2 protein-coding genes are annotated in these 16,140 nt (G+C 69.6%); both read left to right on the forward strand.

What is annotated here, in order from left to right; all coding sequences use genetic code 11:
* Positions 1-274 precede the first annotated feature (274 nt).
* A complete protein-coding gene (locus tag DMX10_RS33050) occupies positions 275-14,362 on the forward strand; it encodes a leukotoxin LktA family filamentous adhesin (protein WP_158545577.1) in 14,088 nt (4,695 codons plus the stop codon).
* Positions 14,349-16,019: a ShlB/FhaC/HecB family hemolysin secretion/activation protein gene (locus tag DMX10_RS05760; RefSeq protein ID WP_158545578.1), complete on the forward strand. Its 1,671-nt coding sequence runs from the start codon at positions 14,349-14,351 to the stop codon at positions 16,017-16,019. Before DMX10_RS33050 ends, DMX10_RS05760 begins: the two co-directional genes overlap by 14 nt.
* The last annotated feature ends 121 nt before the right edge of the window (positions 16,020-16,140 follow it).

Here is a 16,140-nt window from a genome sequence, read left to right on the forward strand (position 1 = left end):
CCGCCTCCCCCTCCCGACGAAATGCCAGCCCTGGAGCCCACGAAACCCGTCACGCGAGCGCCCCGTAAATCCCCACGCAGCCCATCTACTCCGCCTCTTCCAGGGCTGGCCATCATGATCTCGAAAAATGATGGCCAATTGTCAGCATTGCTCAGTTTCAGGCCAGGGACCCGCTCATATACTCGCGCCCAAACCCTTTCCCTGGCCCGCACTCCGCCGGCACTGCCCGACACCCGCTCGGCAGGCCGCCGTGGCCCTCATCAAGGATCGCGCCATGAACCACGTCTATCGCACCATCTGGAACCACGCCAAAGGTGTCTGGCAAGTCGTTGGGGAGCACACCACGCGACAGGGCAAGACCAAGTCGAGCAAATCCGCCAGCGGCGCCGGCCTGCTGGCCATCGGCGCCCTGCTGAGCCCCGGCCTCTATGCCCAGGGCATCGTCACCGACGGGCGCACGGCCACCAGCGTGGTGCAGAACGGCGCGGTCACCGACATCCGCACCGAGACCATCCGCAACGGCAACGGCTTCAACTCCTTCTCGCAGTTCAACGTGGGCAGCGGCGAAACCGCCAACCTTTATGTACCGGACTCGGCCAACGCCCTGATCAACATCGTTCGCGACCAGCGCAGCGAGATCAACGGCATCCTCAACGGCTACAAGAACGGCCAGATCGGCGGCGACATCTATTTCGCCAACCCCCACGGCATGGTCGTGGGCGAGTCCGGCGTGATCAACGTCGGCTCCCTCACCGTCACCACCCCGGACAGCGCCTCCCTGGAACGCCTGATCGGCGCCGACGGCAAGATCGACGACCTCGCCGTGGCCCAGCTGAAGTCCGGCAACCTGCCCCTTTCCGAATCCGGCCTGGTGTCCATCCGTGGCCAGGTCAATGCCAAGGGCGCCGTCACCCTCAGCGCCCGCGACGTCGGCATCGGCGCCAGCGGTCGCGTCACCGCCGGCCAGCAGGCCATGCCGCGCATCGAGCAACTGGTGAACATCGACGGCCTCGACAGCGCCGCCGCCATCACCGAGGTCAACGGCGAGATCCGCATCATCGCCGAGAACGACGTGCTGATCGCCGGCCAGGTGAACACCGACGGTGTCGCCGGCAAGTCTGCCGGCGAGATCGAGATCCGCGCCGGCCACGACATCACCATCGCCGGCGGCGGCAAGGTCTCCGCCTCGGGCCAGGGCGCCCACTCCGACGGCGGCAAGGTCGTGATCAAGGCCAAGCAGCAGAGCACCCTGGCCAAGGGCGGCACCGTGGCGGCCAACGCCGGCACCAGCGGCAATGGTGGCCAGGTCGAGCTCTCCGCCGACGAAAGCGTGACCTGGGCCGGCACCCTGGAGGCCAAGGCCGGCCAGGGCGGCGCCGTCGGCCACGTGCTGATCGACCCGCGCGAAATCAACCTCACCCAGGACCAGCGCCTGGGCGGCACGAACTACAGCCTGCAGGCGTCGGAGAAGATCAACGTCGCCGACGGCGTGATGATCTCCACCCGCAACATCGCCAACTACCAGACCGCCAGCCAGCAGGAACACCGCGACGCGGTCTCCGTCGGCGACTCCGGCGACATCACCCTGGAAGCGCCGACCATCGTCCTCGGCCAGAACGCCAAGCTCTACGCCCACACCAACAACGCCGCCTTCGAGGCCGGCGACGTCACCCTCAAGGCCATCGCTGCCGAGGGCGCCCTGCTCACCCCCGGCATCCTCGTCGGCGTGGGCAGCAACAAGACCGAAATCACCCTGGGCGCCGGCACCGAGATCCGTGGCGGCCAGGTCACCCTCAGCGCCGAATCCTCCACCGCGCTGACCGACAGCCTGTCCAGCGACGGCCTGTACAACGGCGTCGATGAAAACGGCCACCCCATCGCCCAGGTCCTCGACGACGACGAGCTGGAAGAACAGCGACAGGCCCTGGCCGATGCCGGCGTGCAGACCGATGACGACGGCGGCAGCGACTTCTTCGGCGGCCTGCTCGACACCCTCGCCAGCAGCGGCCTGCTGGCCTCGGTGCAGGTGCTCGATGCCCAGTCCAAGGTCAACATCGGCAACGGCGTGAGCATCATCGGCAGCAACGATGTGAACATCTCGTCCCACGCCAGCACCAACGCCCAGGCCGAGGTCGCCGACCTGCCGGTGGGCGCCGTGGTCTCGGTGACCAACACCGACGCCCAGCTCAACGTCGGCCAGAACGCCCGCATCGAATCCCTGGGCGGCAACGTCAACCTCAAGAGCCAGTCCGACACCACCGTGGAAACCGCGGTAGAAGCCGGCGCCCTCGAAGGCCTGCCGGTCACCCTCACCGCCAACGTCACCTCGGCCAAGGGCCGCGCCACCACCACCGTCGGCAGCGGCAGCCTGATCAAGGCCGCCTTCGACGCCAGCGTCAGCGCCGAGCAGGTCAAGGTGTTCGATGTCAGCGCCCAGGCCGGCGACGCCGAGGGCGCCATCGGCGTCTCGGTGCTGGTCGCCCTCTCCGACCTGCAGGCCCGCAACGATTTCAACGGCACCCTGGAAGCCGGCGGCAACGCCACCCTGGAAGCCAAGGTGGACACCCAGTCCAACAGCAACGAAGCCGCCGTGATGCTCGGCGACGAGAACAAGATCGTCGCCACCCTGGAAGAGAAGATCGGCGAGGCCGGCGAAGACCCCACCGAGCTGCTCCAGGCCAAGACCAAGGACGGCATCAAGGAGCTGCTGAAGAAGCTCGTCGAGAAGGGCGAGGAAGAAGAAGGCGAGAAAGGCGGCAGCGAGCAGAGCAAGGGCTTCCTCGATGAACTGGGCGCCGCCGGTGCCCTGGCCTACATCAACCACGACAACCAGGCGCTGCTGAACCTGGGCAGCCAGGCCAAGGTCAAGGCCGGCCAGGATGCCAGCCTCAACGCCGAGGTCACCGACCTGCTGGACTCCACCGTGTCCTCGGTGATCTCCGACAAGAAGAACGCCGACAAGCCGTTCGACTTCAGCACCGAAAGCACCGGCAAGAAGAACGGCGTGGGCGTCGCCATCCTCATCAGCAACCAGGACAACGACGCGGTGCTGACCGTGCGCCCGGGCGCCGAGCTGGACGCCATGCAGGCCCTCAGCCTCAACGCCAAGACCAGCCTGCCGTGGCTGGACCAGAGCCGCCTGTCGAACCTGATCAAGGCCTTCAGCGCCGACAACCTCAGCGACTTCCTGCAGACCATCAACGAAGGCCAGATGTTCAGCACCTGGGTCAACGCCGCCACCGCCGTCTCCGGCGAAGGCGCCCAGGACAGCGGCACCACCCTCAGCGGCATGGTCGACATCAACCACGTCGGCCTCAACGCCAAGGTGGATGTCGCCGATGGCGTCAACATCAACCAGGACCTGGCCTACCGCGGCCAGGAACAGACCGTCGACATCGAAGCGCGCACCGAATCGCAGATGGTCAACGTCGCCGCCGACCCGGGCCTGTTCAACAACGAAGGCGGCAAGAACGGCTTCGGTGCCGGCCTCATCGCCGGCATCTACAGCAACAGCGCCCAGGCCACCGTCGGCGCGGTGAACCTCTACGCCAGCGAGCTCAACGTCAACGCCGTCACCGACGTCGACATCCTCAACTACGCGGTGGCCGGCTCCAAGGGCGGCACCAACGCCCTCAGCGGCTCGATCTCCGTCTCCGTGCTGGACAACCTCACCCGCGCCGGCATCGACGACGGCGCCCACCTGGTGGTGAGCGACGAGAACGGCGGCAGCGGCGACATCAACATCAACGCCAGCGATGAAACCGACAGCCTGACCATCACCGGCGGCGTGGTGAAATCCACCAGCAAGGCCGCCGGCGTCGCCGTCGGCGTGCACGCCTTCGACCGCACCACCGAAGCCTGGCTGGGCAGCCGCGACACCCAGCTCGCCGCCGGCTCCGTGGCCGCGTCCGGTGGCCTCAAGGTCGGCGCCAGCGCCGATGGCCGCATCGGCAACTACGCCCTCTCCGTAGCCCTCACCGCACCGCCGGCACCCAGCACCCAGCCCGCCGCGCAGTCCCGCGAGGGCACCGGCTCCTTCGGCATCAACGTCTCCGGTTCGGCGGCGGTGAACACCCTGGACAACCTGGTCAGCGCACGCATCACCGACAACCTCGACATCAACGCTGGCGCGGTCAACGTGCAGGCCAGCGACGACACCGCGCTGCACGCCATCGCTGGCGGCGCCGCCGTCTCCAGCAACACCGGCAACGGCGTCGGCCTGGCCGGTGCCTACACCCAGAACACCGTGGACGCCCTGGTGGAGGCCGAGCTGGCCGCCACCGGCGACGTCACCGCGCGCCGCCTCGACATCGCCGCCGACAACGAAGCCAGCGCCCTGTCGATCTCCGCCGGCGTCTCTGCCAGCGCCTCGGCCAGCAGCTACCAGGTGGCCGGCTCGGTGAGCGTCAACTCGATCGACAGCACCACCCGCGCGCGCCTCGCCGATGGCGCCATCGATGCCATCGACGGCGTCACCGTCAGCGCCCGCGACGACTCCAGCATCCACGCCGTGGCCGGTGCCGCCAGCTTCGGTGGCAAGGCCGGCGTCGGTGCGGGCCTGTCGATCAACAGCATCGACGGCGCCACCGAAGCCGTGGCCGACGACCTGCGCCGCCTCGACAGCGCCGCCGGCCTCAGCCTTGATGCCAGCAGCGACGCCGACCTGGTCTCGGTGGCCGCCGCCATGGGCTACTCCAACCAGTACGCCTTCGACGGCGCCGTGGCCATCAACCAGCTGGACCACGACACCCTCGCCGCCCTGCGCGGCAGCCACGACCTCAACCTTGGTGGCGCCCTGGCGGTGAACGCCGGCAACACCAGCAGCATCTGGACCGCCTCCGGTTCGGCCGCCATCGGCAACGACGGCGCCGTGGGTGCCAGCTTCGGCTACAACACCATCAGCGACCGCGTCAGCGCCGAGATCCTCGACAGCGACGCCGAAGCCGCCAGCATCGCCGTGCAGGCGAACCAGCAGAGCGACATCAACGCCCTGGTCGCCGGTGGCGCCGTGGCCGCACGCTCCTCCGCCGTGACTGGCTCCATCGCCATCAACACCATCGACAACCGCACCAGCGCCCGTACCGACGACTCCAGCCTGACCAGCCACGGCTCGCTGCTGGTGAACGCCCAGGACGCCTCGCGCATCCGCAGCCTCACCGGTGCCCTGGCCTACGGTGGCCAGGGTGCGGGCATCGGCATCGCCGGTTCCTACAACCAGATCTCCGGCGCGGTCTATGCCGGCATCAACGGCGGCAACCTCCAGGCCGGCGACCTGCTGCGCGTCAGTGCCCTGCGCAACCAGCAGCTGCAATCCCTGGCCGCCGGCGCCGCAGTGGGCAACAACGTCGGCGTCGCCGGCTCGGTGGCCGTCAACAGGGTCGGCGGCGCCACCCTCGCCGAGATCGGCGACGGCGCCCAGGCCCACAGCGACGGCAGCCTCCTGCTGACCGCACGCTCCGACAGCGACATCGAAACCGTGGCTGGCGCCCTGGGCGTGGGCCTGTCCGGCGTCGGCCTGTCCGGCGCGGTGGCGGTCAACCAGCTCGAAGGCACCACCACCGCCCGGGTCACCGGTGCGTCCACCCACCTGAGCGCCGACGGCCAGGGTGCCGCCCGCGCCATCGACAACGGCCAGCTCAACGGCAACCTGGGCAGCGACCTGCGCGATCGCACCCTGCAGGACAGCATCAAGGGCATCGGCGTCGTCGCCAGCAGCACCGACGAGATCGACACCGTTTCCGTCAGCGTCGGCGGCGGCTCCAGCGTCGGCGTGGCGGGCGCGGTCACCGTCAACAGTGTGGGCGGCTCCACCCTGGCCCAGGTCAGCGGCGCCACCCTCGACAGCGACGCCGCCACCCAGGTCGGCGCCTACCACCACACCCGCGTCACCACCGGCAACGGTGCCGGCGCGGGCGGTGGCACCGCCGGGGTCGGCGTGTCCACCACCACCAACATCCTCGATCACGACACCCAGGCCCTGGTCGCCAACGCCACCCTCGGCAGCGACGCCGGCATCGGCGTCAACGCCCGCGCCACCCACGACCTCAACGCCGTGGTCGTCGGCGCCGCCATCGGCGGTACCGCCGGGGTCAACGGCTCGGTGGCCGTCACCACCCTGGCCGGCACCGTGCGCAGCAACGTGCAGGGCTCCAACCTGCGCAGCGACGCCGGTGGCATCGAGATCGCCGCCGACGCCGACAACGACCTCGACATCGTCGCCGGTGGCGTAGCGGGCGGCGGTGTGGCCGGCGTCGGTGCCACCGTCATCGTCACCGACCTCAACCAGCGCACCGAAGCCTCCACCTCCGGCGCCACCCGCCTGGACGCCAGCGGCCTCACCGCCATCGACGCCAGCGCCGCCCAGGACGTGACCATCGTCGGCTTCACCGGCGCCGGTGGCGGTACCGCCGGCGTGGCCGGCACCGTCAACGTGCTGGTCGCCAAGGGCCAGACCCTCGCCGGCGTCGGCGCGGGCAGCCAGCTCAACACCCAGCTGGGCGGCGCCCAGCAGGACGTGCGCGTGCACGCCCAGGACAGCCTCGAAACCACCGACGTGCTCGGCACCGCCGGTGTCGGCGGCGTAGCCGGCGTCGGTGCCGGCGCCGATGTGCAGGTGGTGCGCAGCGGCGCCATCGCCAGCGTCGGCGACGGCGCCACCGTCAAGGCCGGTCGCGACATCACCGTCGAAGCCGAGAACAGCCGCGACATCGATTCCGTCTCCATCGCCGCCGCCGGCGGTGGCTACGTCGGCGCGGGCGCCGGCGTCTCGGTGGTCAGCGTCGCGTCCGGCGCCTCCTCCCAGGCCACCGGCAGCCTCGACAGCAGCATCCGCAACGCCCAGAACGTCGCCCGCAATTCCGGCCTCAACGGCCAGATGGGCAACGCCTTCTCAGGCTCCAGCCAGCTGCAGGCCGACATCAACGCCAACCAGCAGACCATCAGCCCCAACGACACCTTCCTCAGCACCCCGGACGGCACCGCCTACTCCGCTGCCGCGCGGGTCGGCAACGCCACCCTGGACGCCGGCCGCAACGTCACCGTCAGCGCCCACAACAGCACCGACGCCCTCAGCGAGGCAGCCGGTGTGGCCGGTGGCCTGGTGGGCGCCGGCGCCGGCGTCGCGGTGATCAACGTCGGTGACCGCAGCCTGGCGGAACTGGGCGGCACCCTGCGTGCCGGCGGCACCGTGCGCATCAGCGCCGAAGACGGCCAGGACGGCACCACCCAGGCCCTCGCCCAGGCGGGCGGTGGCGGCCTGGTGGGCCTCGGCGCCGCCGTGGCGGTGAGCGAGAAATCCAGCCAGACCACCGCGCGCATCCTCGACGGCGCCAACATCACCGCCGGCGGCGCCCTCAGCGTCGACGCCGACCTCGACCACGCGCTCAAGGCGCAGACCGTCGGCGTCAGTGCCGGCGGCGTGGCCGTGGGCGCGAGCATCGCCACCTCCAGCAGCAGCGGCCAGGCCCAGGCCCTGGTGGGCAAGAACGTGCAGGTCAGCGCCGGCAGCCTCGCCGTCGACGCCAGCGCACGCTCCAGCAACAACGTCGACGCCGTCGGCGTCAGCGGCGGCATCGTCGCCGGCAACGCGGTGGTCGCCACCGCCAGCGACCGCACCAGCGCCCGTGCCTGGGTCGACGACGGCAGCCGCGTCACCACCCAGGGCGCCATCGGCATCCGCGCCAGCACCGACCCGATGACCCGCGCCTTCGCCATCGGCGCCTCCGTGGGCGCCGGCGCCATCGGTGCCAGCGTCGCCACCGCCAACGTCGACAACAGCGTGCAGGCCGGCACCGGCGCGGTGAACCTCACCGGCGGTTCGCTGGAGGTGGACGCCGCCGCCCAGCGCACCCGCAACCAGAGCGCCGAAGCCCAGGCCGTGGGCGCCAGCGGGGGTGCCCTGATGGGCCTCAACGCCACCGTCGCCAGCGCCAACCTGGACACCGACGTGCTCGCCGACCTCGGCCAGGGCACCCAGCTCGCTATCACCGGCAACGCCGCGGTGAAGGCCAGCGACGCCACCCGGGTCAAGACCGACGCCACCGGCATCGCCGTCGGTGGCCTGCTGGCCGTGGGCGCCAACGTCGGCCTGGCCGACATCGACGCCACCCAGCGTGTGCGCATCGGCGCCACCGGCCTGGTGGGCGGCACCCTGGCCCTCTCCGCCACCGGCAGCAACGGCATCAGCGGCAACGCGGTGGCCGGCAGCGGCGGTGTGGTCGCCGGCAGCGCCTCCACCCTCAACCTCGACGCCACCAGCACCACCACCGTGGACGTGCTGGGCAACACCAACATCCTCACCGGCCGCACTGATGTGCTCGCCGAGCACCGCCTCGACTACGCCGCCGACAGCGACTCGATCCAGGCCGCCATGGTCGGCGCCTCGGGCACCTTCATCGACCTCGACCTGGGTGCCACCACCCAGGTGCTGGTACGCGACGGCGCCCGCGTGGCCGCCCTCGACGGCCTCGACATCGAAGCCCACACCATCACCCAGGGCGGCGCCGAGGCCTTCTCCGGCTCGGGCGGCGTGATCAGCGGCAGCGCCGTGCTGGTCGACAACACCCTCCGCGACACCACCCGCATCCAGGTCGGCAACAACGTCGGCCTGGCCACCGTGGGCAGCCCGCTGGACATCGACAAAGGCCACCTGCGCCTGAGCGCCCACAACACCCTGCGCGCCGCCGACACCGGCAAGCTGTCGGCCGGTGGCGCCATCGCCGCCCCCTACGCGGGCACCGAGATGGACGTGGACGTCACCAACCAGGTGACCTTCGGCGACAACCTGAGCATGACGAGCAGCGGCCTGCTGCAGGTGGGCGCGTACAGCGACACCCGCGCCAGCACCAATGCCCGCGTGGACGTCTACGGCCTGGTGGGCGCCGGCGGCGGCGACTCCAAGATCGACCTGACCGCTGCGCAGCTGATCCGCTTCGGCGCCAACGCCGACCTGCTCGGCTACGGCAACCTCGGCCTGCGCGCCGGCCAGAGCGCCGATGGCAACCTGGCCAACGACATCCGCGCCAGCGCCAGCACGGTGGTGGTCAACAACACCCTGATCCCGGTGACTGCAGTTCTCGATGCCGATGCCACTGCGACCACCACCAACGACCTGGTGTTCGGCACCGGCGCCCTGCTGCGCTCGGTGCGCAACGTCGACCTGATCGCCACCAACGGCGCGGTCAGCGCCAGCGGCGGCGGCGTGGGCAAGAACCCCTACCTGGCACTGTTCTCCAGCGAGCAGACCACCCGCTCCGACCGGGTCAACCAGTTGGCCAGCCTGAACCTCGCCAACAGCCGTGTGGTGGCGGGCGCGGGCAACCGCCAGGAGGTCTACTGGGACGGCAACCAGCTGCGCACCGTGTCCTCGCTGAACGACCTGACCGTGCAATACAAGGCCGCCGGCAGCGCCAACGCGTTCCGCCCGCTGGCCGAGATCGACGCCACCCTGGCCAGCCTCAACCAGCAGCTCGCCGGCCTCACCCCGGGCTCGGCCGCGTACACCAGCCTGAGCGACCAGATCGCCCTCTACACCCAGATGCGCGCCAGCACCGCGCAGTCCCTGGGCGCCGGCGCCAACGGCAACACCACCGTGGACACCCTGGTGATCGGCGACATCATCGCCGGCGCCGGTGACATCCGCGTCGGTGCCGACCGCATCCAGCAGTCCGGTGCCAACCTGACCGCCTACGGCGCGCCGACGGTGATCATCCACAACAGCTCCGACGACTACCTGGTGACCAACGGCATCCTGGTTTCCGCCGCCGGCACCGGCAGCATCACCTCCACCGGCGCGGCCAAGCTGGCCAACAGCGGCGCCACCCTGACCGAGGTGAAGCGCTCGCAGTCCGACTACTACGACGCCACCCAGCGCCCGAGCGTGCCCTCGATCGTCATCGAGAACACCTACGACACCAACCTGGCGGGCAACACCAGCCCCGCGCCGGGCATCCTGGTACTGGGCGACATCGAGAACCTCAAGGGCCACACCTCGCTGAGCAACACCTCGGGCAACGTCTCGCAGTTCGCCACCATCGAGAGCTACCAGCTGAGCATGAACGTGCCCAACGGCGACCTGTTCGTCAGCCTGCCGGGCCGCAGCTGGAACCTGGCCTCGGTGCAGTCGGAGTGGGCCAACGTCATCAACGGCCTGAACCCGAGCAGCCTCAGCAGCGGCCGCAACGTCCCCGACGCCATCGCCGAGTTCGCCGCCAACGTGGTCTACAACGGCTCCTACGCCTTCACCAGCAAGGAAGCCTTCACCGACTACCTGATCCGCAACTACGGCAGCGGCAACGGCACCGACCAGCAGATCATCCTCGACGGCATGGTCCGCGGTTACTGGGAGACCGACGACGACAACACCGCCAACCGCGTCTGGTACAAGGACACCCGGTACGAATACAGCGGCAACATGTCGGCCAGCGACCATGACTTCTGGACCGGCAACACCGGTGTGTGGGACTGGCGCTACACCATGATGCAGGCCTACAAGACGCAGAACAGTGCGGCCCTGGGCCAGTCCGACACCAGCGGCTCCACCGCCAGCGCCCTGCGCGTGGGCGGCGCCCTGGCGATCAACGCCAAGAACATCAACATCAACGCCGGCATCGAAGTGGGCGCGCGCACCGACTGGTCGCTGAACCTGGGCGCCGCCGCGGCCGCCGAGATCGCCAGCATCGCCAACGGCAACGGCCTGGTGCGCCTGAACAACGTCAGCGGCATCGCCGACGGCAACGGTGCCGACGAGGTGCCGGTGGTGTACTGGGATTCGGACAACCAGCGCATCCAGGTGCAGCGCATCAATGCAGCCGGCGGCGGCTCGGTGTCGCTGACCGGCAACATCATCAACACCAACACGGTGGGCAACATCGTCGTCAACTCCGGCTACGGCGATGTCGAGATCAACAACACCACCGGCCGCGACCTGATGCTCACCGACATCGACCTGGGCAACGGTGGCCAGAGCGTGGTGCGCATCACCGACACCCTCAAGCACTGGGGCGACGGCCGCGCGCAGACCTGGTGGTACGTCAACCAGGCCGGCCAGGACAGCGTCTCGGTCTACAACAACGCCAACGGCGCCACCGCCCTCACCGGCGCCAGCCTGGCGAGCGTGATCGGCCGCGACTTCACCTACAACCCGCAAGCCGGCGCCCGTTACGAGTGGACCCAGGACTACCACATCACCCGCACCTACACCGGCCCCACCAGCATCTCGGGCAAGAGCGACGAGATCCCCGGCAACCTGGGCAACTGGGTGAGCGAGATCGCCACCGCCGACGGCAAGGCCTACCTGACCAGCGCCGGCGACGTGGTGGTGCGCGCCGTCACCGGTGACGACAAGGCCTTCATGCAGTGGGCCGACGCCAACATCGGCTACACCACCGTGCGCGCCACCTCCGACGGCGACGAGTGGGGCGGCTACTACGCCGGCGCCACCTTCGACCTGGCCACTGACATCCAGATGACCGTCACCAACAGCGTGAAGGCCGACCACGCCATCCCCATCCGCTTCGTCGGCAACAGCGAGTCGCGCCTGCAGGTGGATTCGGGCTCCAACGTGCTGATCGGCGGCACCATCCGCAACGACGTCGGCACCAGCACCTTCGACGTCACCGGCTCGCTGCTGCAGGCCGGCGGTTCGCTGCAGGGCAAGGACCTGGTGCTCAACGCCAGTGCCGGCATCGGCAGCGCCAGCGACGCGCTGAAGCTGATCGACTCCCGCGTGGCCGGCGCCTCGGTCAGCGCCAGCAGCCAGGGCGACATCTTCCTGGCCAGCAGCGGCGACTTCTACGCCAAGTCGATCCAGACCACGGGCGACGTCACCGTCAACGCCGTCGGCGGCATCTACCAGCACGCCGACGCCGTGGGCGTGTCCATCGGCGGCGACGTGCTCAACCTGCACTCGGGCTCGGGCAGCTCCATCGGCGGCGTGAACAGCCCGCTGGTCACCCAGAGCAACGAGATCAACGCCTCCGCCCCGGGCAGCGTCACCCTCACCCAGGGCAGCGGCAACATGAACGTCGGCTACATCGAGTCGCTGTTCGGCAACGTCGAGCTCAACACCCCGAGCGGGCAGATCCTCGGCGCCGCGCCCAAGGGCGAGGACCAGGACGCCAAGCTGCAGGAGAAGATCGCCGAGTGGGAGGCCATGGGCCTCACCGACGCCAACCACGCGCAGAGCACCATCAACGGCTACGAGAACCGGGTGGAACGCTACTACAGCGACTACTGGACCCTTCGCGAGCGCGCCAGCAACCCGGACGGCAGCTTCAGCCTGACCAGCGCGGGCCTCGACCTCTACCGCGAGCAGGTCAGCGCCAGCCTCGGCCACAGCGCCAGCGACGCCGAGATCAACAGCGCCATGAAGGCCCGCTACCTGGAGGCGAAGAGCTTCCTGGCCGGCGCGCCGGGCGTCGACCAGGGCCTGCTGCAGACCCGTGCGGCCGACTTCCAGTACAGCCTGGACACCGCCTCCGAGCTGTACGCGCAGATGACCCACGGCGCGGTCTGGGACAAGAGCATGCTGGGCACGGTGATCAACGCCGGCGCGGTGGCGGGCGACCGTCCCTCCACCGGCGCGCTGCCCAACGTCTCCGCGACCCAGGGCTCGATCCGCCTGAACAACGACCCGACCCAGGCCCTGCCCGAGGCGGAGACCCTGGTCTTCACCCTCAAGCGCACCGACGGCTACCTGCCGATCGTCACCCAGCTCTCCTCCTCGGAAGGCAACAGCTACAGCTCCAGCCAGCTGATGGCCTTCCTCGCCGAGGCCAAGCCGGGCACGCTACAGGCCGACCAGGTGGACGGCGACACCGTGCGCATCACCCTGCGCCCGCGCTACGACCTGGCGGTGGAAGCCAAGGACCCGGTGGTGATCGACGCCAAGGGCGACTACCACGTGGGCACCTCCCAGGACGTGATCCTCAAGGACATCACCGTGGGCGGCACCCTCTACGTCTATGCCGGCCGCGACGTGATCAACCAGACCGCCACCGGCGTCGCCGGCGCCGTCACCGGCGGCCTGTACATCGATGCCGGGCGCAATATCGGCTCGCCGGACAACCCCATCCAGGTCACCAACAACGGCACCGACCCGGTCACCGTGTACCGCCTGGTCGCCCCGGGCACCGCCAACGTGGTGGTGCTCAACGGCAACGTGGTGGTCGGCAAGATCGACGTGAAGGGCGAGACCAACCTGGTGGCCAACAACGGCGATTTCTACTCCCTGGGCGATTACGCCACCTTCGATGGCGGCCTGGTCAACCTGCGCGCCGTGGACGGCAACGGCCGGACCTCGGGCTACATCGGCACCGCGCTGAACCCGTTCAACGTCGTGCAGAAGCAGGGGGCCCTGGGCCTGTTCGGCCTCGGCGCCAATGTGCTCGCCACGCAGAACGACCTGGTGATGTCCAACGGCGTGCTGGACGGCCTGGTGTCGCTCACCGCAAGCCTCGGCTCGATCCTCATGGACGACGAGGACTCGGTGATCCGCACCACCGACGAAGGCACCGGCCAGGTCGACCTGGTCGCCGCCACCGGCATCGGTGAAACCGGCGCCGCCATCCGCCTGGATACCGGCCACTTCAACGCCCAGACCCCGGTGGGCGACGTCAACCTGCACCTGCACCGCGAGGCCCGCGCCGAGCGCGTGCATGCCCTCACCGGTTCCGCCCACCTGGTGGGCGACGGCGACGGCGTGCTCGGCACCACCGACCTGGACCTGGCCGACGTGCGCGTCGCCCGTGACCTGGAACTGCGCGCCGAAAGCATCCGTGGCCAGGTCACCCAGACCGTGCAAGCCACCCCGCTGCGCCTGTGGGCGACCCACCTGCAGGGCGGCGTGGCCGACCGCATCGACCTGGGCATCACCGCCGCGCCCTACGTGCTCAACGAGCAGCTGGCCGCCCGCGTCGCCGACATCCGCTCCAACGCCACGCGCTTCAACATCGTCAACGGCCACATCGGCGAAGAGATGAAGCTCACCACCGGCTACGTCAACGCGCTGATGGACAACACCACCCCGGCGCTGCGCTACGCCAGCGACTTCCAGTACTACATCCCCTGGAAGGGCTTCTCGCTGGACCTGGAGACCCGCGGCGCCACCGGCTCCCGCGCGCCCATGTGGTTCAACTCGGCCCGTGGCGTATTCACCCGCAACATGGTCACCAGCGGCCACGCCACCTTCGACCTGGCCCGCCCGAACTTCAGCACCGACCTGCGCCAGGCCGGCGGGGAGGCGATGCCCGCCTTCTCCGCGGCCTACCCCGTGCGCCCGGCGCTGCAGCGTGCCAATGCAATCTCCACCGCCCCCCTGGCGGTCAACCTCGGTACCCAGAGCAGTGACGATGACTCCATCTAAGACCCTCACCAGCGGCGGCCTGCGGGCCGGCGCCAGCCGCGCGCCCTTCCTGCTCGGTGCCGCCGGGCTGCTGTTCGCCGCCCTCGCCAGCGCCGAGGCGCTGCCCTCCGGCGCACTGCCCGGCGCCATCAGCTCGGAGCTGCTGCGCCAGCCGCAGCGCGCCCAGGAGCGCCAGGAAGCCCGCCCGCAGGACGACACGCCGGTGCTCGACGTGCCCGTGGTGGGCGACCAGAAGCTGCCGGACAACCCCAACGTCGCCTTCCAGCTGGACGCGGTGGTGTTCAGCGAGACCGCCATCCTCGACGCGCAGCAATTGCAGGAGATCGCCAAGCCCTACCTCGGCCGCAAGGTGGGCTTCGCCGACCTGCAGCAGCTGATCTCGGCGGTGAACCGCCTGTACGACGAGAAGGGCTACGTCACCGCCCGCGCCATCCTGCCGCCCCAGCGCATCGAGCAGGGCCGCGTGCGCATCCAACTGGTGGAAGGCCGCGTCGGCGAGCTGGTGCTGGAAGGCAACAGCTACATGAACGAGGACTTCATCCGCGAGCGCCTGGACATCGGCAACGGCGAGCTGGTGGACCCCAAGCGCCTGGAGGCCGAGCTGTCGCGCTTCAACCGCGTGAGCAACGGCACCCTCTCCGCCTCGCTGCAGCCGGGCAAGGGCTACGGCCTCACCGACGTCTACGTGAACGTCAACGAGCCGCCGCAGAACAGCCTCGACCTGCTCGCCAACAACCACGGCTACGAGTCCACCGGCGAGGAAACCGGCGGCATGATGTACCGCCACTACGGCGCCCTCGGCCGTGACGACGTGTTCTCCGCCTTCCTCTCCGGCTCCCGGGGCTCGGGCGTGGGCATGCTGTCCTACGACGCGCCCTTCAACACCCTGGGCGGGCGCATCGGCGGGCGCCTGGGCAAGAGCAAGGCGAAGGTGATCTACGGGCCCTTCCGCAGCCTGGATTCGGAGAGCGACTCGAAGAACGGCTCGCTGTTCATCAGCCACCCGCTATGGAGCAACCAGGACTGGCTGCTCACCGGCCAGCTGACCTATGGCGAACAGCGCACCAAGAACTACATCGCCGACGTCTTCCTCAACGAAAACCGCGTGCGCACCACCCAGGCCGACCTCACCGCGCTGTACCTGGCGCCGGGCCGCTCCCTGCGCGTGGGCCTGGGTTACCAGGATGCCCGCAGCGAGCTGGAAGGCACCGCCATCCGCGAGAACTACGGCCTCTGGGTCGGCTACTGGCAGTTCTACCAGGCCCTCAGCGCGGACTGGTACCTGAACGCCAGCGGCGCCTGGCAGTACGCCAACCGCGAGGGCGTGCCCTCCAGCCAGCTGTTCCAGATCGGCGGCGCCTCCACCGTGCGCGGCTACCGCCAGGGCGAGCTGGCCGGCGACGGCGGCCTGTACTCCAACCTGCAGGCCAACTACCGCATCACCCAGGCCCTGACCGGCTTCGGCTTCTACGACTACGGGCGCATCGACTCCTCGTTCCGCCAACCGGAGAAACTGGACAGCGTGGGCGGCGGCTTCAACTGGCAGGCCACCTCGCGCCTGAGTGGCGAGGTGACCCTCGGCGTGCCCCTGACCAAGGTGCGCTCCGACCAGGACAACGCCTACGTCAACCTGCAAGTGGTGTTCAAGGTCCTCTGACGCCACGCCCCGAATCCGCTCCCGTGCTGAAGCCCGGGGCCTGAGGCGGCCTGCTCCAGAAAAACACTGAACCGTGCGTTTCACCGGGCAGTCCATCCTTACAAGCCCGTCGGCAAGCCCG

The sequence above is a fragment of the Pseudomonas sp. 57B-090624 genome (genome assembly GCF_003234055.1).
In the GTDB taxonomy this organism is placed as follows: Bacteria; Pseudomonadota; Gammaproteobacteria; order Pseudomonadales; family Pseudomonadaceae; genus Metapseudomonas; species Metapseudomonas tohonis.

Coding starts and splice junctions, on each gene's coding strand:
- DMX10_RS05760 (WP_158545578.1), top strand. CDS start 14,349: ATGACTCCATCTAAGACCCTCACCAGCGGCGGCCTGCGGGCCGGCGCC.
- DMX10_RS33050 (WP_158545577.1), top strand. CDS start 275: ATGAACCACGTCTATCGCACCATCTGGAACCACGCCAAAGGTGTCTGG.